Annotated in this window: 21 protein-coding genes; 11 read left to right on the top strand and 10 right to left on the bottom strand. The window is 71.4% G+C overall.

What is annotated here, in order from left to right; all coding sequences use genetic code 11:
• The 5 genes from MR1_RS20050 to MR1_RS08420 form a co-directional block, all read left to right on the top strand.
• The coding region (locus tag MR1_RS20050; protein WP_169797669.1) for an FAD-dependent oxidoreductase at positions 1-572 on the top strand (572 nt) is incomplete at its 5' end.
• Between the two features lie 175 nt (positions 573-747).
• A complete protein-coding gene (locus tag MR1_RS08435; protein ID WP_169797668.1) occupies positions 748-1,773 on the top strand; it encodes an SIS domain-containing protein in 1,026 nt (341 codons plus the stop codon).
• A gap of 18 nt (positions 1,774-1,791) precedes the next feature.
• On the top strand, positions 1,792-2,661 hold the full coding sequence (locus MR1_RS08430; RefSeq protein WP_067244990.1) for a PfkB family carbohydrate kinase: 870 nt from the start codon (positions 1,792-1,794) through the stop codon (positions 2,659-2,661).
• The gene (locus MR1_RS08425) at positions 2,658-4,721 is read left to right on the top strand and encodes a hydantoinase/oxoprolinase family protein (RefSeq protein ID WP_067244988.1); all 2,064 of its coding nucleotides are present in this window, start codon (positions 2,658-2,660) and stop codon (positions 4,719-4,721) included. The genes MR1_RS08430 and MR1_RS08425 overlap by 4 nt, the downstream gene beginning before the upstream one ends.
• The gene (locus tag MR1_RS08420) at positions 4,718-6,352 is read left to right on the top strand and encodes a hydantoinase B/oxoprolinase family protein (protein WP_067244986.1); all 1,635 of its coding nucleotides are present in this window, start codon (positions 4,718-4,720) and stop codon (positions 6,350-6,352) included. The genes MR1_RS08425 and MR1_RS08420 overlap by 4 nt, the downstream gene beginning before the upstream one ends.
• A gap of 10 nt (positions 6,353-6,362) precedes the next feature.
• Here MR1_RS08420 and MR1_RS08415 read toward each other — a convergent pair whose 3' ends face one another.
• Positions 6,363-7,439 carry a LacI family DNA-binding transcriptional regulator gene (locus MR1_RS08415; protein WP_169797667.1) on the bottom strand — a complete coding sequence of 359 codons (1,077 nt, stop codon included), beginning with the start codon at positions 7,437-7,439 and terminating at the stop codon, positions 6,363-6,365.
• 337 nt (positions 7,440-7,776) lie between these two features.
• Here MR1_RS08415 and MR1_RS08410 point away from each other — a divergent pair, with 337 nt between their 5' ends.
• Genes MR1_RS08410 through MR1_RS08385 form a run of 6 tightly spaced genes read left to right on the top strand, consistent with a single transcriptional unit; the run spans position 7,777 to position 15,551 of the window.
• Positions 7,777-9,381, top strand: coding sequence for an ABC transporter substrate-binding protein (locus MR1_RS08410; RefSeq protein ID WP_067244982.1), 1,605 nt, complete (start codon positions 7,777-7,779; stop codon positions 9,379-9,381).
• 40 nt (positions 9,382-9,421) lie between these two features.
• Complete coding sequence (locus tag MR1_RS08405; RefSeq protein WP_067244979.1) at positions 9,422-10,378, top strand: ABC transporter permease; 957 nt, start codon at positions 9,422-9,424, stop codon at positions 10,376-10,378.
• Positions 10,379-10,383: 5 nt separating this feature from the next.
• Entirely contained in the window at positions 10,384-11,298 is a 915-nt protein-coding gene (locus tag MR1_RS08400; RefSeq protein ID WP_084344464.1) for an ABC transporter permease, read from the top strand.
• A complete protein-coding gene (locus MR1_RS08395; RefSeq protein WP_084344463.1) occupies positions 11,295-12,968 on the top strand; it encodes a dipeptide ABC transporter ATP-binding protein in 1,674 nt (557 codons plus the stop codon). Before MR1_RS08400 ends, MR1_RS08395 begins: the two co-directional genes overlap by 4 nt.
• A 31-nt stretch (positions 12,969-12,999) precedes the next feature.
• Positions 13,000-14,601: a gamma-glutamyltransferase gene (locus tag MR1_RS08390; RefSeq protein WP_067244974.1), complete on the top strand. Its 1,602-nt coding sequence runs from the start codon at positions 13,000-13,002 to the stop codon at positions 14,599-14,601.
• Positions 14,602-14,657: 56 nt separating this feature from the next.
• Entirely contained in the window at positions 14,658-15,551 is an 894-nt protein-coding gene (locus MR1_RS08385) for an alpha/beta fold hydrolase (protein WP_174522522.1), read from the top strand.
• Here MR1_RS08385 and MR1_RS08380 read toward each other — a convergent pair.
• The 9 genes from MR1_RS08380 to MR1_RS08340 form a co-directional block, all read right to left on the bottom strand.
• Positions 15,533-16,264, bottom strand: a complete 732-nt coding sequence (locus tag MR1_RS08380) for a glycosyltransferase family 2 protein (protein ID WP_067244969.1) — start codon at positions 16,262-16,264, stop codon at positions 15,533-15,535. The two genes, MR1_RS08385 and MR1_RS08380, sit on opposite strands and share 19 nt — an antisense overlap.
• Positions 16,265-16,347: 83 nt before the next feature.
• Positions 16,348-17,805 carry a sugar porter family MFS transporter gene (locus tag MR1_RS08375; protein WP_067244966.1) on the bottom strand — a complete coding sequence of 486 codons (1,458 nt, stop codon included), beginning with the start codon at positions 17,803-17,805 and terminating at the stop codon, positions 16,348-16,350.
• Positions 17,806-17,840: 35 nt separating this feature from the next.
• Complete coding sequence (locus tag MR1_RS08370) at positions 17,841-18,242, bottom strand: sensory rhodopsin transducer (protein WP_067244964.1); 402 nt, start codon at positions 18,240-18,242, stop codon at positions 17,841-17,843.
• On the bottom strand, positions 18,232-19,020 hold the full coding sequence (locus MR1_RS08365; protein ID WP_067244962.1) for an SDR family NAD(P)-dependent oxidoreductase: 789 nt from the start codon (positions 19,018-19,020) through the stop codon (positions 18,232-18,234). Before MR1_RS08365 ends, MR1_RS08370 begins: the two co-directional genes overlap by 11 nt.
• Positions 19,017-19,685: a GntR family transcriptional regulator gene (locus MR1_RS08360; RefSeq protein WP_067244960.1), complete on the bottom strand. Its 669-nt coding sequence runs from the start codon at positions 19,683-19,685 to the stop codon at positions 19,017-19,019. The genes MR1_RS08365 and MR1_RS08360 overlap by 4 nt, the downstream gene beginning before the upstream one ends.
• A gap of 41 nt (positions 19,686-19,726) precedes the next feature.
• Positions 19,727-21,325 carry an N-acyl-D-amino-acid deacylase family protein gene (locus tag MR1_RS08355; RefSeq protein ID WP_067244958.1) on the bottom strand — a complete coding sequence of 533 codons (1,599 nt, stop codon included), beginning with the start codon at positions 21,323-21,325 and terminating at the stop codon, positions 19,727-19,729.
• Positions 21,325-22,053 (bottom strand): amino acid ABC transporter ATP-binding protein, encoded by a 729-nt coding sequence (locus MR1_RS08350; protein WP_067244955.1) that lies wholly within the window; start codon positions 22,051-22,053, stop codon positions 21,325-21,327. The genes MR1_RS08355 and MR1_RS08350 overlap by 1 nt, the downstream gene beginning before the upstream one ends.
• Positions 22,050-22,757, bottom strand: a complete 708-nt coding sequence (locus MR1_RS08345) for an amino acid ABC transporter permease (protein WP_067244953.1) — start codon at positions 22,755-22,757, stop codon at positions 22,050-22,052. Before MR1_RS08345 ends, MR1_RS08350 begins: the two co-directional genes overlap by 4 nt.
• Complete coding sequence (locus MR1_RS08340) at positions 22,757-23,416, bottom strand: amino acid ABC transporter permease (RefSeq protein ID WP_067244951.1); 660 nt, start codon at positions 23,414-23,416, stop codon at positions 22,757-22,759. Before MR1_RS08340 ends, MR1_RS08345 begins: the two co-directional genes overlap by 1 nt.
• Positions 23,417-23,441: the final 25 nt, after the last annotated feature.

Below are 23,441 nucleotides of genomic sequence, written 5' to 3'. Positions count from 1 at the left end.
TCCTCGCCGCCGGAGCGGCCACGCCCGCCCTGCTCGCGACGGTCGGCGTCGCGCTGCCGGAGGCCACGGTCCCGTCGTGCATCGTGCACACCGCGCCGCTGGCCGAGCGCGTGCGGATGGTCATGAACACCCCGCGCGTGGCCGTCCGCCCCCTTCCCGACGGAGGCCTCGCGCTCGACTCGGGGTGGGCGGCGCGGACCGTGCGCCGCTCCGAGGACGGGACGTGGACGGTGCCCGCGGAGACCGTGACGGGGCTCCTCGACGAAGCGTCCCGCGTCCTCGCGCGGACGGAGAGCCTCCGGGCGAGGCGCGTCGCGGCCGGCCCGAAGCCGATCCCGGCGGACGGCGACCCCGTCGTGGGCGCGGTGCCCGTCGTGCCGGGGCTGTCGGTGCTGTTCACCCACTCGGGCGCCACGCTCGGGCTCATCCTCGGCGAGCTGCTCGCCGAGGAGATCGACACCGGGGCGGCCTCCCCGGTGCTGGAACGGTTCCGGATCGACCGGTTCGACGGATCCGCCACCGCAGGGCCCGCCGCGGACGACGACGCCTGGACGCCGGTCGTCCCGGCCTGACGCCGTTTCCGCCGCGAGTCTGCCGGCCTGCGGGATTGCCCGACTCGCCGAGTCGAGTCGGGATCGTTGTCCTCGCCACTATTGACACCGTTCCCAATCTGCGTCAGAGTACCTGTGTGGGAACGTTCCACATTCTTGGCCCGCAGGGCGATCCGACGCAGAGAAAGCGATGGCGATGAGCGACTTGATCCCGGTTCCGGACGACTTCGAGGCGTGCGTGCAGCATGCGATCGACCAGGACGGCAAGGCGCGGTCCCTGGTGGCGCGCGCGGTCGAGCGCGGTGTCGAGCGCGTCTACCTCGTCGGTTGCGGCGGATCGCACTTCGGCACCTACCCCGCGTTCGACCTGCTCGACCGATACGCGCCCGAGCTGGTCACCCAGCGGATCACCAGCGCCGAGCTCACCTCCCGCGCTCCGGTGGGGCTGGACGAGAAGGCGCTCGTCGTCGCGGCCTCGCACTCCGGCAACACGCCCGAGACCGTCGCCGCCGCGGAGTTCGCGAAGGCGCGCGGCGCGCTCGTCGCGGGCATCTCCCGTCAGGGGGACAACGGGCTGTCGCGGATCGGCGACGTCCACCTCGACTATCCGGACACCATCTCGATCACCGAGCCCAAGCTCGTGCACAACGAGCAGATCGCGGCGGCTCTGCTGGAGGCGTACGGCGCGCCGGAGAAGGCCGCCGACCTCCGTGCCGGCATCCCGGCGCTGCCCGGCGCGCTCCGCGCGGTGAAGGACGAGGTCGCGGACGCGGGGGAGCGCGTCGCCGACCTCCTCGCCGCCCCCATCGCGCCCCTCAGCTACATCGTCGGCGGCGGGCCGGCGTACGGCATGGCGAAGATGATGGCCTGGTGCTACTTCCAGGAGATGAGCTGGATGAACTCCGCCGCCATCAACGCGGGGGACTTCTTCCACGGCCCGCTGGAGATGATCCTCGAGGACACCACCGTCGTGACGCTGGTGGCCGAGGACGACAGCCGCGCGCTCGGCGAGCGCGTCGTCCGCTTCGCCGAGGCCCGCACGCGCAACTCGGCCGCCGTCGACACGGCGGGCTTCAGCCTTCCGGGCATCCCCGCGGCGGCGCGTCCGGACCTGAGCGTCCTCGCCCTGATGAGCGCGGAGCGGCGCGTGCTCGACCATGTGGCCGCTCGGCGGGGGCACGACACCTCCCAGCGTCGCTACATGTACAAGATCGCCTACTGAGCGGGGCGGGAGCGACCGATGAGAGTCCTCGGTGCCGGTGACAACGTCGCCGATCGATACCTGCATCAGGCGATGATGTACCCGGGCGGGAACGCGGTGAACGTCGCGGTGTTCGCCGCTCGGCTCGGTGCGCGGGCCGGCTACCTCGGGGTCCTGGGGGACGATGCCGCAGGCCGCCAGATCCTGCGGGCCCTCGAGGCGGAGCACGTCGACACCGCCCTCACGCGGGTGGTCCACGCCCCCAACGCCACCGCGGACGTGGAGCTGATCGGCAACGATCGCGTCTTCCTGCGCTCGGATCGGACCACGGCGCTGTTCGACCTGGACTCCGCGCAGCTGGAGGCCATGGCGGCGTTCGACGTCGTGCACTCGGGCTACGCGGGGCCGCTGCTCGATCGCATCCCGGAGATGGCGGCGCGGACGCGGGTCTCCTTCGACTTCGGCAGCCGATTCGACGAGGCGTCCGTCCTCCCGTACCTGCGGCACCTCCACCTCGCCAGCTTCTCGGGCGGCCACCTGGCGGAACCCGAGGCGAGGGCGCTCGTGGCGCGCGCCCTCGACGCCGGCGCCGAGCATGCGCTCGTCACGATGGGGGCGGCGGGCGCGCTCCTCGGATCCGCCGAGGGCATCCGCCACCAGGAGGCGGACCGGGTGAATGTGCGAGACACTCTCGGAGCGGGAGACGCGTTCATCGCCGGAGTCCTGGTGGGACTGGGCACCGGACGCAGCATCCGCTCGACGCTGGTCGCGGCGAGCGCCCATGCCGCCCAGGTGTGCCAGGTGAACGGCGCGTTCGAGCACGGCATCCCCTTCGACGCGGAGGCCGTGCGGCGCCTCCACTCGACCGACGACAGCAACGACGACCAGGAAGAAGCGGTGACGGCATGACCCTTCGCATCGGAGTGGACACGGGAGGAACCTTCACCGATGTCTGCGCGTTCGACGAGGAGACGGGACGCGTCCACGTGCGCAAGGTCTCGAGCACCCCGGACGACCCGGGTCGGGCCATCGTCCAGGGGGTCACGGAGATCCTCGATCAGATCGGCGGGCGTGAGATCGGCGAGGTGGGCTACTTCGCGCACGGGACGACCGTCGGCACCAACGCGCTGCTGACGGGGCGCGGCGCGCGCACCGGCCTCATCACGACCCGCGGGTTCCGCGATCTGCTGGAGCTCGGACGAGGGCGCCGGCCGAGCATGTACGACCCGCAGGCGGACAAGCCGACCCCGCAGGTTCCTCGGCACCTGCGGATGGAGGTCACCGAGCGGGTGCGGCACACCGGAGCGGTCGAGACGCCGCTCGACGAGGCCGACGTGCGCCGGGCGGTCCGGGAGCTGCGGGGGGCGGGGGTCGGCGCGATCGCCGTCTGCCTGCTCTACAGCTACCTCAACCCCGACCACGAGCGGCGCATCGGCGAGATCATCCGCGAGGAGATGCCGGACGTGTACGTCTCGCTCTCCTGCGACGTCCTTCCGGAGTTCCGCGAGTACGAGCGGTTGTCGACGGTGGTGACCAACTCGTATGTCGGTCCCGTGGTCGCGAACTACCTCGCTCGGCTCCGCGGCGTCCTCGCCGACCGAGGGCTGACGGCCGTGCCGCACGTGACGCAGAGCAACGGCGGCGTGATCCCGTTCTCGACCGCCGAGGCCCTCCCGGTGCGCCTGGTCCTGTCCGGGCCGAGCACCGGCGTCGTGGGCGCCGCGCAGATCTGCGCGGCCGCCGGCTTCGAGGACATCATCACCTTCGACATGGGCGGCACGTCCTCCGACATCTCCCTCGTTCAGGAGGGGCGGCCGAAGGTCACCGCCGGGATGGAGCTGGACGGGCGTCCCGTGCGCTCGCCGATGCTGGACATCCACACGGTCGGCGCCGGCGGCGGGTCCCTCGCCTGGATCGACAGCGGAAACCACCTGCGCGTCGGGCCGCAGAGCGCGGGGGCCTTCCCCGGTCCCGCGTGCTACGGCAACGGGACCGACGCGGCCGTCACCGACGCGAACGTCGTCCTTCGGATGCTCAACCCGGACTACCTGTTGAACGGCCAGATGAAGATCGACCGCGAGGCGTCGGTCGCGGCCGTGGCCCGGCTGGCCGAGCCGCTGGGACTCTCCGTCGAGGAGACCGCGCTCGGGATCCTGCGCGTCGTCACGGCGAACATGGCCAGGGCGATCCGCGTCGTCAGCGTCCAGCGGGGATACGACCCCCGCGCCTACGCCCTCGTCCCGTTCGGTGGCGCCGGTCCGCTGCACGCCTCGCGCCTCGCGCGCGAGCTGGGCATGAAGACCATGGTCGTCCCGGAGATCCCCGGCGCCCAGTCGGCTCTCGGCCTGCTCATGACCGATGTGAAGACGGACTTCATGCGGACCCACATCACCCGCGTCGACGAGTCCACGGCCGCGGACGTCGACGAGGTCTTCGACGAGCTCACCGAGCGCGCCGCGGCCTGGTTCGTCGAGGAGGAGGTGGAGGAGGCCGGGCGCACGCTGCGGCCCCGACTGGACCTCCGCTACCGCGGCCAGAACTTCGAGCTCGCGGTGGAGGTGCCTGCGGGGCACCGGTTCGCGCGCGACGGTGTCGACGCCGTGGTCGAGCTGTTCCACGAGGCCCACGAGCGGGTGTACGGCTATCGCTCGGAGGACGCGACCGTGGAGGTCGTCACGTTCCGTCTCGAAGCGTCGGGCTCGGCGGCCCACGTGGACGTCCGACGCGACGAGATCCGCGCCTCGGAGCCGGAGAAGGCGATCATCGGCACGCGCAGCACCTGCTTCGACCCCGCGGAGGGCTACGTCGACACCCCCGTGTACGACCGCGCCCGTCTGACCCCGGGCGACGTCGTCACGGGCCCCGCCATCGTGGAGCAGATGGACACCACGACGGTGCTGCTGCCGTCCGACGTCTGCCGCGTGGACGCCTATCGGAACCTCATCGTGGAGATCGGAGACCAGTCATGACCGCCATCGAATTGGACGCGGTGCTCGTCGAGGTCGTGGGCTCAGCGCTCTCGACGATCGTCGAGGAGATGAGCGAGACCCTGGTGAAGGCGGCGTACTCGCCGAACATCAAGGAGCGCCGCGACTGCACGGCGAGCCTCTTCGACGCCGAGGGGCAGGCCATCGCCCAGGACGAAGGCGGCTCGCCGCTGCACCTGGGCTCGTTGATGGGGATCGTCGCCGCGCTGCGCGCGCAGTACCCGATGGAGCAGATCCGGCCCGGGGACGTCTTCATCGGCAACGACCCGTACACCGGCGGCGGATCCCATCTTCCCGACATCGTCCTCGCCACGCCGATCTTCGTCGGCGGGGAGCTGCGCGCCTGGGCGGCCACGCTGGCCCATCACGCGGACTTCGGCGACCGGGGGCACGCGCACATCTTCCAGGAGGCCATCCGGATCCCGCCCGTCCACCTCGTCCGGGAGGGCGTGCGGCAGGAGGAGCTGCTCCAGCTGATCCTGCTGAACTGCCAGGTGCCGGAGGAGCGCATCGCGGACCTGCGCGCGCAGGAGGCGGCGCTGCGGGTGGCCGTGACACGCTACGGCGAACTGTGCGAGCGCCATGGCACCGAGGTCGTCCAGGCGATCGGCGCGGAGCTCCTGGACTACACCGAGCGACGCACCCGTGCGGCGATCGCGGAGTTCCCCGACGGGGAGTACTCCTTCGAGGACCGCTTCGACTGCCCGGAGCTCGACGACGAGCTGGTGCTCCGCGTGCGCATCGTCGTCAGCGGCGAGCGGATGCTGTTCGACTTCGCCGGGAACCCTCCGCAGGTGCGGGCGAGCGTCAACGTCGTGTGGACCGGTCTCTACGCCGCGGTTTATTACACGATCAAGACGATGATCGATCCGGACATCGCGCCGAACGCGGGCCTGTACCGCCCGGTGACGATCGAGGCGCCGGAGAACTCGATCGTGAACTGCTCGGCCCCCGCCGCGGTCAACGGCCGCAGCGAGACCTGTCAGCGGATCGTGGACCTCATCCAGGGGGCCCTCGCGGAGGCCGTCCCGGAGCGCATCACGGCGGCGTCGAACGGGGCGAACACCGGCGTGCACTTCTCCGGCCACGACCCGGCACGGGGTCGGGACTTCGTCTACCTGGAGACGATCGGCGGCGGAAGCGGCGCCCGTCACAACAAGGACGGCCTCGACGGCGTCCAGGTCCACATGACCAACACCTCGAACCTCCCGGTGGAGAGCCTGGAGACCGAGTATCCGCTCATGGTGGAGGCCTACGAGTTTATCGAGGACTCCGGCGGCATCGGGGAGCACCGCGGCGGGATGGGGATCCGTCGGCGGATCCGGGCGGAGGCCGCGGACGTCCACTTCTGGCTGGACACGAGCCGCCAGCGCTCGCAGCCGTGGGGCGTGTTCGGCGGGGGCCCCGGCGCCTCGGCCCGATGCGTGCTCAGCGAGGGCGCCCGCCCCATCGACCACGGATACACGGTGCTGCAGCCCGGGCAATGGGCCTCGATCGAGACCGCGGGCGCCGGCGGCTACGGGGACCCGTCCGCACGGGAGGAGCACGCGCTGGAGGCGGACGTCCGCGACGGCCGCGTCTCGGAGGCCACCGCGCGGCGCTATCGCGCCTGAACGATCCGTGTCACCGCGGGGCGGCGGAACCGCGCACCAGCAGCTCGGCAGCGAGCATCTGGCGCCGCGGCTCCGCCGTCCCGCCGCGGATCATGCCGACGAGGGTCGTGGTGGCGGTCGCCCCCAGGCGCTGTCGCGGCTGCTCGACCACGGAGACGGGCGGCTGCACCATCGTCGTCCAGTCCTGATCGTCGAAGCCGATCAGGGAGAGGTCCTCGGGGATGCGGAGTCCGCGGGAGCGGATGCCCCGATAGGCGCCCGAGCTCAGCACCGCGTCGGTGGCGTGGAGGGCCGTGACGTCGGGGGAGCGGTCGAGGAAGGCCTCGACCGCCTCCTGGGCGAGCTCCGTGGTGTAGCCGGAGCGGATGATCAGGTCCTCGTCGATGGCGATCCCGGCCTGGCGCAGCGCCCGGAGATAGCCGATCAGGCGTTGCGCGGACGGACGCAGCAGCGACACGTCGGAGCCCTGGCCCGGACCCTCGGTGAAGGCCTCCAGGGTGGAGTGCACCTGGACCGCCTCGGTCAGCAGAGCGATCCGGCGATGCCCCAGCTCGATGAGCGAGCGGACAGCCTGCTCCGTGGCGTCGACGTGGTCGATCGAGACGAGCGGCAGCTCCTCCAGCCCGGGCATCCGGCGGTCGAGGAGGACGATGGGCATGCCCTCGTTCTGCAGCCGGATCAGCGCCGAGGGCTCGGGCTGGAACACCGGTGCGATGACGATGCCGTCGACACGCTGCTCGGCCAGCAGCTCCAGCGACCGCGCCTCGATGTCGGCGTCGTTGTCGGTGTTGCTCACCAGGACCTCGAAGCCTGCCGCTCGGGCCGTGTCGGTGAGTCCTCGCAGGACCGCGGAGAAGAACGGGATCGCTACGTCCGGCACGACGATGCCGATCGTGTTCGTGGCGCCGGACTTCATGGCCCTGGCCAACTGGTTGGGCCGGTAGCCCAGGCGATCCGCGGCCTCGAGGACCTTCTTCCGGGTGACGTCGCTCGCCGATCCGTTCTGCGCGAGCACGCGTGCGGCCGCCGACTTCGACACCCCCGCGGCCCGGGCGACGTCGATGATCGTCACTGCTCCGTGCGCCATGCGTGGTTCCCCCTCGGTCGATCGCATCGTAGCGGACGGGATCGCGCCGGCCCGGCCGCAGATCACCGCACGGTAAATCTTCCCCCATGATATTGACATCGTTCCCAACGTGCGTCAGAGTGGGACGGAAGCCGGTAGGGAACGTTCCCAAACCGGTTCGGATTCTCGCAGTTCTCCCAACGACGAAGACAGGAGGAGGAGGTTCACCGCAGAACCGGGCAGGACGCCTCGGAGCACCCGAACGGCTCGAGGCGACCGTGCCAGGAGCTCGGCATCGCCGCCGAGGACGACGCTCTTCCTCACGCCCCACGGGGCCCTCAAGGACGGAATCACAGCTATGGACAGTCTCATCACCCGACGGCTCGCCGCAGGCCGGTCCCGGCGCGGCGCGCGCCTGATCGCCCTCGCCGGCGTCGCCACCATGACCGCCACCCTGGGGCTCGCCGGTTGCGCGAGCGATCAGGGCGCGGCGGCCGGCGGCGGGGAGGCGGCCGCCGATCAGACCCTCTCGATCGGATTCTCGGCCGAGCCCCCCGGCTTCAAGACCGGTGTCGACCAGGGCTCGGCGAACCGGCAGCTCATCACGCTCGTGCGTCGAGGCCTCCTCTCCTACGGGCCCGACGGCGCGGTCGTGCCGGCCCTGGCGTCGGACTACGAGGTGAGCGACGACGGACTGACGTACACCTTCACGCTCCGGGACGGACTGGCCTTCTCCACTGGCGAGGAGCTGACCTCGGAGGACGTCAAGCGGACGTTCGAGTTCCTGGCCGTGCCGGAGAACGGCGCCGCCGACCAGACCTCCTTCGCGAACATCGCCGCGATCGACACCCCCGACGACACCACCGTCGTGCTCCGTCTGACGGAGCCGCAGACGGCTCTGCCCAAAGTCATCGCGAACCCGCTCAACGCGATCGTGCCGGAGGAGGCCGTCGCCGCCGACGGGACGCCGATCGGGGCCGGGCCGTTCATGGTGACCGAGTACAAGAAGGGCGTCTCCTACACGCTGGAGGCGGACCCGAACTACTACGACGCCGATGCGGTGCAGCTGGACGAGATCGACATGACGTTCATGGCCGACGCGCAGACGCGGGTCAAGGCGCTCGTCAGCGGTCAGGTGCAGTTCATCGACTACGTCCCCGCCGCCGACTACGCGACGCTCGAGAACGCGAACGGCATCACCCTCGACACGGCGCACGGTCTGTACGGGGCTCTCCAGTTCAACCTCACCGAGGGGCCGCTGGCGGTGCCGCAGGTCAGGCAGGCCATCGCGTACGCGCTCGATCTGGAGGCGCTGAACGAGGTCGGGACGCTCGGCTACGGAACCTCCAACGGCGGTCTGCCGATCCCGGAGGACAGCGAGTACTTCGACAAGGAGCAGGCGTCCCACTTCGCCCAGGACGTCGACAAGGCGAAGGATCTGCTCGCTCAGGGCGGGTACCCCGACGGCGGGTTCAGCCTCACCCTGCTCACCAACTCCCAGTACTTCGGCTACAGCGAGCGCGCACAGGTCATCAAGAGCGATCTGGAGGAGATCGGCATCACGGTCGAGATCGAGACCGGCGACTACGCCAACCAGATCGCCAAGGGCAACAGCGGGTCCTACGACCTGATGATCGGCGGCCCGCCCGCCGCCATCAACGACCCGTCGGCGCTCACCGGCGCGTTCATCGGCGGACCGACGTTCGTTCGCAGCTTCGGCATCGACCAGAACCTCTACGCCGCACTGCTGGACGAGGGCGCGAAGACCCCGGACGGCCCGGAGCGCGAGGCGATCTACCGTGAGATCGGGGAGATCTACCTCGAGGACGTGCCCTTCGTGACGTGGGGCCAGGGCGCCGCCGCCTACGCGTACTCGGACGCCCTCGAGGGCTTCGAGATGCTCAGCGGGCCGATCGTCTACTCCTCGATGTACAGCCTGGCCGGGGCACGTCTCACGAACTGAGTCGCGCCGCCACGGCGTCCAGGGATCGGATGGGTTCTCAATGATTCGCTACATACTGCTTCGGCTCGGACTCGGTGTCGTCACCGTCTGGGGCGTCGTGACGGCCGTCTTCCTGGCGCTGCACGCCGTTCCGGGCGGGCCGGCGGCGATCATCCTCCAGGGAGGCGCCGGCGGCGGGGACGTCAACCCCGCCGCCGTCGCGGCCCTGGAGAAGGAGCTCGGGCTGGACCGCCCGCTGCTGGTGCAGTACGTGACGTATCTGGCGGACCTCATCCGGGGCGACCTCGGAGACTCGATCAAGTACTCGGCGCCGGTGACGGAGATCATCGCCGCTCCGCTGGGCAACACCGTGGTCCTCGTGATCATGGCGCTGGTGATCGGCGGCGCGGTGGGCATCGCGTTCGGGGTGCTCTCGGGCAACTGGCCGGGCAGCGTCCTGGACCGGGTCCTGTCCGGGCTCATCTCGGTCGCGGTGTCCACGCCGGGCTTCGTGATCGCGATCTTCCTGTCCCTCGTCGTCGGCCTCGGCCTCGGCTGGTTCCCCTCCCTCGGGTACCGCGCGCCCGAGGACGGCATCGGGCCGTTCCTCTACCACGCCTTCCTGCCGAGCCTGGCGCTGTCGTTCGGCTTCCTCGCGATCGTCGGTCGTGTGACGAGGACGTCGATCCTGTCGGTTCGGCGGGAGGACTGGGTGCGCACGGCCAGGGGGATGGGGCTTGCGCCGGGACGAGTGTTCCGGCGTCACGTCTTCCGCAATGCGCTGAACCCCGTGGTGACCGTCGCCGGCCTGCAGCTCGGCGGCCTCCTGGGCGCCACGGTGCTCATCGAGCAGGTGTTCAACTGGCCGGGCATCGGCGGAACCCTGCTGAACGCCATCAACGGGCGGGACTATCCGCTGGTGCAGGGGATCGTGATCCTCTTCGCCGTCGTGTTCATCCTGACGAACCTGCTCGTGGACCTCCTGTACCGATTCCTCGACCCCCGAGTGGAGGGGTGACCCCGATGAAGACCGCCGTCCGTTCCCTGTGGAGAAGGTCCAGTCCTGGACTCTTCGTGACGAGCTGCGTGATGCTGCTCGTCGTCCTGTTCATCTTCGTCTACCCGATCCTCAGCCCGGTGAACCCGCTCGCGCAGGACGTGGCCAACGCGTTCGCGCCGGTGGGAACCCCGGGGCATCCGCTCGGAACCGACAATCTCGGCCGCGACACCTTCGCCCGTCTCGTCGTCGGGCTGCGCACGGAGATCATCGTCTGCGCGTCGGGGACCCTTCTCGCCGCCCTCCTCGGCACGCTGATCGGCATCCTGGCCGCGTACTTCCGCGGACTCGCCGACCTCCTGCTGATGCGGACGGTCGACATCGTCCTCGCCTTCCCCAACCTCGTCTTCGCGATGCTGATCGTGTCCCTGTACGGGGCCAGCGACCTCACCGTGGTGGCGGTGTGCACGATCGCCTTCTTCCCGAGCTTCGCGCGGCTGACCTACGGTGAGGTGCTGTCGCTGCGCCAGGCGCTGTACGTGGAGTCGGCGGAGCTGTTCGGCGGGACCCGCTGGCAGATCATCCGCGGACCGCTGCTGCGGGGCGTGGGGCCGCTCGTGCTCGCGCAGGGGTTCCTCACCCTCGCGTTCGCCGTCGGCCTGGAGTCGGGCCTGAGCTTCCTCGGACTCGGGATCACCCCGCCGCGTCCGTCGCTCGGCCTCATGATCGCGACCGGACAGCAGTACTTCATGCAGAGCCCGTGGCAGCTCCTGATCCCGAGCATCGTCCTCGTCGCGCTGCTGGTCTCGCTGGGGTACGTCGCGGACTGGGTCCGCGATCTGCTCGACCCGCGGGGCGTCACGCGTCGCCGCCGGACCGGGCGATCGCCGCTGGGTCAGGGAGGCACCGGCACGCCGGTCGGACAGGGGGTCAACGCATGAACGCACAGGACGACATCCTGCTGGAGGTCACGGACCTGGAGATCGCCGTCGACGGCACGCCGATCGTGCACGGCGTCTCGTTCACCGTGGCGCGTGGTCAGGTCGTGGCCCTGGTGGGCGAGTCCGGCGCCGGCAAGTCGATGACGGCCATGGCCGTCCCCGCCCTCCTTCCGCCCGGGATCTCGCGGGCCGGATCGATCCGCTTCGACGGGGTCGAGCTCATCGGGGCCACGGAGGCGGAGATGCGCCGGCGCCGGGGAGCGGAGATCGCCTGCGTGTACCAGGAGCCGATGACCGCGCTGAACCCGCTCCACACCGTCGGCGACTTCCTGTCCGAGGCCATCGGCGCGCATGAGGGCCACGGCCGCGGGCGCCGACGTGAGCCGCAGGAGCTGCTGGACCTCGTCGGCCTGGGCGGTCACGACGACCTGCTGCGCCGCTACCCGCATCAGCTCTCCGGCGGGCAGCGGCAGCGGATCATGGCGGCCGGCGCCGTGGCATGGGAGCCCAAGCTCCTGATCGCGGACGAGCCGACCACCGCCCTCGACGTCACCACCCAGCGGAACCTCCTGTCGATGTTCCGTGAGCTCGTGCAGCGGGAGCGCATGGGCATGGTCTTCGTCACCCACGACATGGGGGTCGTCGCCGACATCGCCGATGCCGTGGTGGTCATGCGGCACGGCCGCGTCGTCGAGGCGGGTGACGTGTTCTCGATCTTCGAGAACCCCCAGCACGAGTACACCCGTTCGCTGCTCGCCGCCGCGCGCGTGCTGCACGGCGCAGAGAGCGCCGAGGCGACGCCGCCCGAGGGGGAGTCCGAAGACCCGGCGGACCGCGGCCCCGCGATCGAGGTGCGCGATCTCGTCGTGGAGTACCGGCGGCGGGGTCTGCGCGCCCCGCACGCCGGGGGAGGACGCGGCGCCGCCGTCCAGTCCGCTCGCCTGACGGTGGCGCGGGGGGAGACGCTCGGCATCGTCGGGGAGTCGGGGTCCGGCAAGTCCACGATCGCCCGCGCGATCCTGGGCCTCGCCCCCGTGACCGGCGGGTCGGTCACGCTGGCGGGCACGGAGCTGGTCGGGCTGCGGGGGCGGAGGCGGCGCAAGGCGCTCTCGCGACTGGGCGTCGTGTTCCAGGATCCGACCTCGTCGCTCGATCCCAGCCTCCCGCTGTGGCGGGTGGTGACCGAGCCCCTGTGGCGCAGCGGCGCGGAGCGCGACGCACGTGAGCTGCGTCGCCGCGCGAGGGACCTGCTCGCCGACGTCGACCTCGACCCGGACTGGATCGACCGGCGCCGTCACGAGCTCTCCGGCGGGCAGCGGCAGAGGGTCGCCATCGCGAGGGCGGTCTCCCACCGGCCGGACGTGCTCATCGCCGATGAGCCGACCTCGGCGCTGGACGTCACCGTGCAGGTGACCGTGCTGGAACTGCTCGCGCGTCTCCAGCGGGAGCACGACTTCGCCTGCATCTTCATCAGCCACGACCTGTACGTCGTCTCGACGATCTCGGACCGCGTGCTCGTCATGAAGGACGGCAGGGTGGTCGAGGACGGTCCCACCGCGGACGTCATCCACGATCCCGAGAACGAGTACACGCGCACCCTGCTCGGCGCGATCCCCGTGCCGGACCCGGCGGTCCAGCGCGCGCGCCGGGAAGCGGGCGACCCGCGATGAACGTCCGGACGTGCGGGCACGAGGAGGAGTCATGAGAGCCGAGTACGCGACGCCCGGTCGGTTCGGGGTCAAGCAGGTGGCGACCGGCTCCGCCGGGATGGTCGTCAGTTCCGAGCCGATCGCGGTGGAGGCCGGGGCGGCGGTGCTCCGCGACGGGGGCAACGCCCTCGATGCCGCGCTCGCCGTCGCCGCGACGCAGCTCGTCACCGAGCCGCACATGACGGCGATCACCGGCGGGGTCTCCCTCGTCTACCGCGAGGCGTCGACCGGGGTCGCCGCCTACTTGTCGGGCAACGTCAACGCGCCGCTCGCCCCCCTGCCGGACTTCGGCGGAGCCGACCTCACCCGCGCCCGGGGCGTGCCCGTTCCCGGATGGTGGCCGGCCTTCACCGCCGCGCACGAGCGGTTCGGGACGATGCCCGTGGCCCGCCTGCTCGCCCCGGCCATCGACATCGCCCGCGAGGGATTCGCGGTCTCGCCCTACCTGTTCGGCGAGATGTACAACGCCCGGCAGAACCTGGGCCGCGATCCGCAGGCGCGGGAGATGTACTTCCGCGACGGATCGCTCATCGGCCCGGGACAGGAGCTGCGGCAGGAACGCATGGCGCGGACCCTGGAGCGGCTGCGCGACGAGGGCATGGACTACTACCTGGGCGACTTCGCCCGCGCGTTCTGCGCGGCGAGCGACGCCGACGGGGGCGTGATCACCCCCGAGGACTTCCACGCGTACGAGCCGGAGTGGGCGGACCCGGTCCGCGGGACATACCGGGGCTTCGAGATCGTCGGGTCGGCTCCGCCGGATGACGGCGGCCTTCAGCTGGTCGAGGCGTTCAACATCCTGGAGAACCTCGACCTCGCCGCGCTCGGCCCGGCCAGCGCCTCGCCCGAGACGCTCTCCGCGCTCATCGCCGCCCACAACGCGGTGTATTACGCCGCCCCGCGGGAGCGGCGGTTCCGCGACGACGCGCGGGTCATGGACGTGCTGCTGTCCAAGGAGTACGGCCGGCAGCGCTTCGCCCTCCTCGACACCCTCGCGGGGCCCGCGGGGACGGCGCCGCCGACCCCCGGGACGATCCACCTCTCGGTCATCGACGCGGCGCACAACGTGGCCACCCTGACCCACTCCCACATGGCGTCGCCCTGGGTGAACGGCCTCTTCGCCGAGGGCTTCCAGCTCGCCGGCGGCGGATCCTTCTTCCAGCGGGTCATGCCTCAGCCCGGCGAGCGCGCCACGATCTACCTCGCGCCCAGCATGGTGCTGCGCGACGGCGCCCCGGTGATCGTCGCAGGGTCTCCGTCCGTGTCCCTGGTCGCCTGCGTGCTGCAGAACCTCGTCAACCTGATGGACTTCGGAATGCCGATCGAGCAGAGCGTCGCCGAGCCCAGGTTCGGCGCCCGCCCGCACGAGCCCGCGCGAGGCTGGGTTCCCGGGACCACCCTGGAGTCCGGCTTCCCGGACGCGATCCTGCAGGACATCCGTCGATGGGCTGGTCGGAACCGGCTGTGGACGCGCGAGATCGGTCCCTGGAACTCCATGACGGGGAACTTCGACGGCATCACCGTCGACCCCGTCACGGGAGAGATGCGCTCCTGCGGGGATCCGCGCCGCATGGGCGTGGCCGTCGCCGTCTGAGCGCGACCGGGCAGCGCTCCGCCCCGACCCGGTCCGGCGCGGATATCGTGTGTCCCGTGACCACCTCGTCGTCGCTGGACGCCGAACGGCTCCTCGCCAGAGAGCGCGACCGTGCCCTGGCGGACATCGACTGGACGGAGCTGCCCCCGGATGCGGTGCGCGGCCGGTTCGCCGCACCGAGCGGTGAACTGGCGGTCGTGTCGATGGGCGATCCACAGGCCCCGCGGGTGGTCCTGGTCCCCGGCGTCACCGGGTCGAAGGAGGACTTCGTCCGGATGATGCCGATCCTGGCGTCCGCCGGCCACCACGTGCAGTCGTTCGACCTCGCCGGGCAATGGGAGTCGTCCGCGGCGGGTCCCGCGCCGGGGCGGCCGTTCACCGAGGAGCTGTTCGCGGAGGACCTGGTCGCGTTCCTCCGGGCGGGCCCGCCCGCGCACCTGCTCGGCTACTCCTTCGCCGGGATCGTCTCGCAGCTCGTCGCCGTCCGTCATCCGGAGCTCATCCGCTCCCTGGCGCTGCTGACGACGCCGCCCGGATCCGGCAACGTCTTCCGCGGCATGCGGGTGCTCGGGCCTGCGGCACCGCTGGCGAGCCCGAGGACCGGAGCGTCGCTCATGATCTGGGGGATCATGACGAACAAGAACCGGGTGCCGCCCGGACGACTCGCCTTCGTGCGCTCCCGGTTCGCACGGACGAGCCGCCGCAGCGTCGACGACATCATCGGGCTGATGATGCGCACACCCGACCGGCGTGCGGCGGTGCGCGCCCTGGACGTGCCCAAGCTCGTCGCGGTGGGTCGCCGCGACCTCTGGCCGCTGTCGGCGCACGAGCGCTTCGCGTGCGCGATCGGGGCGGAGATCCGGGCATACGACACCGGCCACAGCCCGTGCGAGACCACGCCCCACGAACTGTGCCTGGACCTCCGGGAGCTCTACCTCCGCGCGGCGTGAGCCGCCCGCAGCGCTCGCCGGTGCCGCATGGCGCGTGCGCCGGACGGATGCAGGCGCAGGGTGGGCACGACGCGGGAGAGCCGTCGGCGCAGAGACGGCCAGCCGTCGAACGGGCGCGCCGAGACGTCGACGATCAGGTCGGGGAGGTAGCGGACCGTCATGTCCGGTCGGATGTGGAACGAGAGGTCGAGGTCGTCGTGGATGCCCGGGTCGTCGCGGTGCACCTCGGCGCTCAGCGTCCGCCAGGCCTCGGCGCGCATCGCCATGTTCGATCCGTAGAGAGGCGGGTGTCCGAGGTAGGGGGTGAGGACGCCGTACATGCCGCCGATATAGAGGTGGCGCCCCGCCCACCGCACCGCGGCGGAGGCGCCGTAGAACCGGGCGCCCCCGGTGACGAAGTCCGGCGGCGGGTCGCCCTCGAAGGCGCGCTCCAGCGCGGCGAGCCACCCCGGCCCCGGCACGGAGTCGGCGTCCAGCCGGGCGATGACGTCTCCGGTCGCAGCGTCGTAGCCGGTGGCCGCGGCCCGCGGGATGCCGACGACCGGCTCCGCGACCACCTGGGCGCCGTGCCGTCGCGCGACGGCGGCGCCGTCATCGGAGCTCGCGTTGTCCACGACGACGACCTCGTCCGCCCGGCGGCTCTGCGCGGCCAGCGCCTGCAGGCACGCGTCGAGCATCCTCGCGTCGTCCCGCACCGGGATCACCACGCTCATCCGCACGATGACGGCCTCCTCGTCCGATCCTCCCCGTCGTACGCTACGCCCGGACCGCCCCTCCGCGGCGGACCGGCGGCGGCTCAGCCGCGCCGGCCGCTGCGCTCCGCGGTGCGCACGACCTCGGTGCGCATCTCCTCGAGCGTCCTGCCCTTCGTCTCCGGCACGAAGAAGTACACGAGGAGCCAGGAGAGCAGGGCCATGACCGCGTACACGGCGTAGCTCCCCGGCAGCGACAGGTCGCGCAGGGTCGGGAACGTGAAGTTGAGGACGACGCCCGCGATCCAGTTGGCCGACGCGCAGACCGAGAGCGCGACGCCGCGGATCCGGTTCGGGAACATCTCGCCGAGGAGCACCCACACGACCGGGCCCCAGGAAACCGCGAACGACACGACGAAGAGGTTCGCCGCGATGAGGGTGACCGGGCCCCAGGGGCCCGGGAGGGCCGGGGCGCCGTCGACGATCGTCGCGGTGGAGAACCCGATCGCCACCACGATGAGGGCGACGAACATCCCCACCGATCCGGCCAGGAGGAGCCGGCGACGACCGAGGCGGTCGATGAGCAGGATCGCGACGACGGTCGCGACGACGTTCACGAAGGAGCTCAGCACCGACAGGCCGAACGCCGCCTCCTCGTCGAACCCGACCGTCTGCCACAGCGAGGTGGAGTAATAGAAGATGACGTCGATCCCGACGAGCGCCTGCAGGGCCGCGATCCCGATCCCGACCCAGACGAGCGGGAGGAAGCCTCGCCGGCGGTCGATCACGTCGCGCAGCCGCCCGCTCGGGCGCTCGCGCAGGGTGGCCTCGATGTCCTCCGTGGTCCGTCGGGCCTGGTCCTCGGAGACTCCGAGGAGGCGCACGAGGACGCGGTGCGCCTGGTCGCTGCGGCCGCGGGCGACGAGGTGGCGGGGCGACTCCGGGACGGAGAAGGCCACGACGAGGTAGACGATCGCCGGCACCACGCCGGCGATGAACATCCAGCGCCACGCGGGGAGACCGAGGAACAGCTGTGCGTCGGCGCCGCCCAGCGTCATCGCGATGCCGGTGTCGGACAGCAGTGCGGCGAAGATCCCGAGGACGATCGCCATCTGCTGCATCGACGACAACCGGCCACGGAACTCCGCCGGCGCGATCTCGGAGATGTACAGGGGCGCGATCACCGTGGCGAAGCCGACCCCGTAGCCGGTGAGCAGGCGCCACAGGGCCAGGTCCCACAGGCCTTGGGAGAGGCCGCAGCCGATCGCGGCGACGAGGAAGACGGCGCCCGCGACCGCCATCGTCCGCGGTCGTCCGATTCGATCCGCGACGCTCCCGGCGCTCAGTGAGCCCAGGGCCGCGCCGACGAGCGTGACGGCGACGACGACGCCGAGCCCCACCGCGGAGAGGCCGAAGTTGTCCTCGATGGCTTGGACGGCGCCGTTGATGACGGCGGTGTCGAAGCCGAAGAGGAAGCCGCCGACGGCGGCCGCGACGGAGATGACGACGACGCGGGAAGTGAGGCGACCGCCGTGCGGCCGAGGAGGGAGGGAGCGGGTCACGGGGAACTCCTCTTGTCGATTGTCGACCACTTTGGTCAGGGGGAGACGGGAAAGGCGATCGTCGTCATCAGGGCGTTGGCCGCCTGGCGCGAGTCGAGCCGGGTGTGCTGCACGACGATCGGCCGGTCCGAGCGGATCACCAGGCAGTAGTCGACGCCCGGCGGCACCGGTTCCGGGTCGTCGAGTCGGTTCACCTGCTGGTGGAACGCGCGGCGGGCGGGCGCGACGAGCCGGTAGGGCCCCGCCGGCTCGCGGTCGGCGAAGTACACGAGGACGATGATCTGCGCGTCCTCATCGCCCGCGTTCAGGACGCAGAAGCTCTCGTGGCTCTGCAGCGCGGGGTCGTCGCCGGTGCTCCCGGGAGGGATGCATCCATCGGCGATGACCCAGGTCCGTGCGCCGAGACCGGCGCGGTCGTCCCGCACGTCAGAAGTCATTCGCGCTCCGGGCCATCAGGCCGCCGTCGCACACGAGGTGACTCCCCGTGACGTACGAGGCGGAGTCCGAGAGCAGCCACAGGCAGGCCTCGGCGATCTCGTCCGGCCGCGCCATCCGCCGCAGCGGGATCTGCTCCTCGGCGCTCGCCCGGAGACGCTCTCGCTCGGCCTCCAGAGCGTCGCCGCTGAGCCCGAAGTAGAGCATCGGCGTGTCCGTGGCCCCGGGGACCACCGCGTTCACGCGGATCCCGTCGTCGGCGAGGTCGATGGCCGCCGCGCGCACCAGTGCGGACACGCCGCCCTTCGAAGCGCCGTAGGCGGCGTTGGACCCGCCGGCGAACCCGGTGAACGCGGACGGGGAGGACAGGCACACGATCGCGCCCGGGGAGCGCTGGGCCCGGAACCGTCGTGCGGCCTCCTGGACCGTGTGGAAGACCCCCGTGAGATTGACGTCGACGACCCGTCGCCACAGGTCCTCGGGGATCTCTCCGAGCCGGGCGTTGCGCTCGATGCCCGCCGCGGCGACGACGCCGGTGAGTGGTCCGAGCTGCTCGGCGGCGGCGACCACGGCGGCGGACACATCCTCCTCGCGCGCGGTGTCGGCGGTGAGGACCGCGATCCCGGCCGCGCCGAGGGACAGGGCCTCCTCGCCGGCGGATCGCCCCGCCTCGGGGTCCACGTCGACGATCGCGATCGCGGCGCCGCGCGCGGCGGCCGCGCGGACCACGGCGCGACCGATCCCGCTCGCGCCGCCGGTGACGAGGACGACGTCCGTCATGACCGGGGTGCCTCCGATTCCGTGAAGTGGGTGCGGATGTGGTGGGCGACGACCTGCTCCAGCGCCTCGGTGTCGCCGGCGCGCAGGGCGGCGAGGAGCTCCCGGTGCTGCGCGGCGATCTCGGAGGCGTCCTGGTAGTAGCCGGCGTCGCGGCGGAAGTACGCGCGGACGCGCGGCTGGATCGACCGCCAGATCTGCAGGCAGTGCGGTTGCGCGGAGTACGTCACGACGGCCTCGTGGAACCGGACGTCCTGGTCCGCGAGCGCCGTCGCGTCCCCGGCGGCCGCGGCCTTCTCCATGTCGGCGATGATCGTCTCCAGCTGTGCCAGCCGCTCCTCCGTCAGGAGCGGGACGGCCTTGCGGAAGGCGTACTGCTCGAGCGAGATGCGCACGGGGACGAGGACGTTCTCGATCTCCTCCTGCGAGACCCCGAGCACCTCCGTCCCCCGGTACGGGTAGGACACGACCAGGCCCTCCTGTTCCAACTGACGCAGCGCCTCGCGGACGGGGGCCCGGCTGGTGCCGAGTTGCTGGGACAGGGCGATCTCGGTGAGCTTCTGCCCGGGCTGGAGCTGGCCCGAGGTGATGGCGTCCCGCAGCCGATCCGCCACGGCCTCTCGGCGAGAAGCGACGGGGATGGGCGGAAGACTGTGCAGATCGGACATGGCCGGAGCGTAACACGATTGCACTTTGTCGACATTCCTGCTCATCGCGCACTCAACCGCCGACCGGGGCGCAGGGCCGTGCGGAGCCCGTCGGCCACCGCCGGCACGCCGTTGACCCAGACGTGGCGGGCCGCATCCGAATAGCCGTCGGGCACGGAGAACGTGTCGACGGACGCGAGGCGGACCGGATCGAACACGACCAGGTCGGCGATGGCTCCGTCGCGCACGACGCCGCGGTCGCGGATGCCGAAGTGATCCGCGACCGCTCCGGTCATCTTGTGGATCGCCGTCGCCATGCTCAGCGTCCCCGTCCGCAGCACGTGGTGAGACAGGTAGTGCGTGTGCCCGTAGGAGAAGAGGGGGTGCCGGGTCCGCGCCGCGAGCGGGCCGTCCCGGCGGCTGGTGTAGGCGTCCACGCCCAGGAGGAAGTCGTCGTGGCCGATGGCCTCCGCGAGGTGCTCGGGGGTGAACAGCTCGCCCAGGAGCTGGACGGCGCCCATGTCGGCCCCGGCGGCGACGAGGACGTCGAACAGGGCGTCCCATTCGTCCTTCCCCGTGGACTCCGCGATCTCCGGGAACGACAGCCCCTCCAGGGTCGGAGTGGCCGGGCTCACCCCCAGGCGGACGCGATGCCATTCGCCCCGGTGGAGGAAGCGCCAGTACCGGTCCGCGTCGGCGCGGACCCGCGCGCGCACCTCGGGGTCCCGCAGGAGCCGCGCCGCCGCGATCGGGCCGTCCGCCAGCAGCCAGTCCGGCAGCAGCCCGGTCGCGAGCCCGATCCCGTCGGGGTACGGGGTCATGTCGGCGCGCACGGCGGTGCCGCGGTCGCGTTCCCTGCCCAGGCGATCGACCGCGCGGAGCCAGGCGTCCTCCTTCGCCCCGGTGCCGTGGCGCACGTTGAGGTGGGAGAGCTGTGCGCGCACGTCGCCGGCGCGCACGACGGCGAAGAACTCGTCGACGGCCTCGGCGAGGGCGCTGTCGCGGTTGCGGATGTGGCTGGCGTACATGGCCCCGCGCTCGCCGAGGACGCGCGCGAGCCGCTGCAGCTCGGCGGTGTCCGCGAAGCGTCCGTCGCCGTACTCCAGCCCGCTCGACATCCCGATCGCGCCGGCGTCGAGGGCCTCCCGCAGCCGGCGCTCCAGGGCGGAGTCGAGGTCGACGCCGGTGTCGTCCGCGTCCGCGCGGGCAGCCCGGCGCAGTCCGGTGTGGCCGACGAACCACAGCAGGTTCTGCGCCGTGCCGCCCCCGTGCACGTGCGCGAGGTAGTCGTCGAAGGCCCGCCAGGACACCCCGCCCTCGAAGCCGAACGCGGCGAGCGCGGCACGGGTGGCGGCGGCGTCGCGGTCGGCGACCGGCGCGTACGTCACGCCGCAGTTGCCCACGATCTCGGTGGTGACGCCCTGATGGATGGTGCTCAGCGCGTCCCGGTTGCCGAGGATCGACCAGTCGCTGTGGCTGTGCGGGTCGATGAGGCCGGGCGTGAGCAGCATGCCGTCCGCGTCGACGATCCGCACCGCCTCCGTCCCGCTGCCGGGAGGGAGCACCGCGATCCGGTCGCCGAGGATGCCGACGTCGCGCCGCTGCGGGGGGCGGCCGGTCCCGTCGAGCACGTCGGCGCCGGTGATGAGCGTGTCGAGCATCAGAGCACCTTGCTCAGGAAGGCTCGGGTGCGCTCCTCGCGAGGCGAGCCGAACAGCGCCTCGGGGGCGCCGGTCTCGACGATGCGCCCCTGGTCCATGTAGATCACGCGATCGGCCACCTCGCGCGCGAAGCCCATCTCGTGCGTGACGACGACCATGGTCATGCCCTCGGCCGCGAGCTCCTGCATGACGGCGAGGACCTCGCCCACGATCTCCGGGTCCAGCGCGGACGTGGGCTCGTCGAAGAGCATCACCCGCGGCTGCATGGCCAGTGCGCGGGCGATCGCCACCCGCTGCGCCTGACCGCCGGAGAGCGAGCCGGGGTAGGCGTCGATCTTGGTGCGGAGACCGACCTTCTCCAGGAGAGTCTCGGCGCGGGAGCGGGCCTCGTCGCGGGAGACCGCCAGGACCTTGCGCGGGGCAAGCATGATGTTGTCGCCCACCGTGAGGTGCGGGAAGAGGTTGAAGGACTGGAACACCATCCCGACGTCCCGCCGCACGGCCTCCAGGTCCGCCTTGGCCTCGTCGGGACCTAGACGGTGGCCGTTGATCTCGATGGCGCCATGGCTCGGCTTCTCGAGGCCGTTCATGCTGCGAAGCAGCGTGCTCTTGCCCGAGCCCGAGGCGCCGATGACGCAGACGACCTCGCTCTCGGCGACCGTGCACGAGATGCCGTGCAGGACCTCGGTGTCCCCGAAGCTGAGACGCAGGTCAGTGACAGTGATCATCGGCGGGCTCCTTTGGCCGGGGTCAGGGCGTCGCCGATCTTCGGCGTCGCGACGCGCACGCTGAGTCGTCGCTCGTAGCGGCGCGCGAGAGAGGTGAGGGCGAAGCAGATGACGAAGTACACCGCTCCGACGATGAGGTAGGAGGAGATGGGCTGGCCGGTCTGCGACGCGACGATGTTCCCGGCCCTGGTGAGCTCGATCAGGCCGATCACGGCGACGAGCGAGCTGTCCTTGATGAGGATGACGAGGAAGCCGATCCCGGGCGGGACGATGATCTTGGCAGCCTGGGGGAGGATCACCCACCGCAGCCGCGAGACGTAGGAGAGGCCGAGCGCCTCCGCCGCCTCGAACTGGCCTCGGGGGATCGCCTGGATGCTGCCGCGCACGATCTCGCTGACGTACGCCGACGCGAACACCGACAGCGCCACGACGGCGGCCCAGTACTCCGGGACGTTGCTCCCCGGGGACAGCAGCGGCAGGCCGAAATAGACGAAGAAGATGATGAGGAGGACGGGGACGCCGCGGATCGCGCCGACCCAGATCGCGCCGATCCACCGGAGGACCCGGACGGGGCCGGTCGAGGCGATCCCGAACAGCAGGCCCAGCGCGCCGCCGAAGAGGACGGAGAGCGCGCAGATCTGCAGGGTGACGATCGTCCCCTGGAGGATGAGCGACAGGTCCTGGCCGTCGAGGGGAGTGAACATCAGGCCACCTTCCAGCGGACTCGGGATTCGAGGGCACGGGATCCTGCCGCGATGACGAAGGCGACCGCGAAGTACATGAGCCCGCCGACGACGAAGGTCTCGATCGTGCGGAACGTGGTCGTGGTGATGCCCATCATCACGTGCATGAGCTCGGGCACGGCGACGACGGAGGCGATGGACGAGGCCAGGAACAGCAGGATCACCTGGTTGGTCATCGCTGGCGTGACCGCGCGCAGGGCCGGGGTGAGCAGCACGTGGACGAACGTCGTGCGGCGGGAGAGGCCCAGCGCGGCGGCGGCCTCGCCGAGGCCCTTCGGCAGGGAGGCGAATCCGGCGCGGTAGATCTCGGCGACGTACGCGGAGTGGTTCACGCTCAGCGCGATGATCCCTGCGGTGACGGGGTCCAGGTTGACCCCGACCGAAGGGAGAGCGAAGTAGACGAGGTAGAGCTGGAGCAGCAGCGGTGTGTTGCGGATCACCTCGATGTACGCCGCACCCAGCCAGCGCGCGGGTGCCACGTGCGACGCGCGAGCGAGGTGGACGAGGATCCCGAGCACGCTGCCGATCGCCACCGCGGCGAGGGTGACCAGGATGCTGACGCCGAGACCGGCCAGCAGCACGCCGGCGTAGGGGAGGAGGTCCCCGAAATAGAGTTGCATTCTTCCTCCGGACCGGGTGGCGCCG

Source organism: Microbacterium resistens NBRC 103078 (assembly GCF_001552355.1).
Taxonomy (GTDB): Bacteria; Actinomycetota; Actinomycetes; order Actinomycetales; family Microbacteriaceae; genus Microbacterium; species Microbacterium resistens.
Note: the sequence above shows the minus strand (reverse complement) of the source record. Positions and strands in the feature narration are given on the sequence as shown.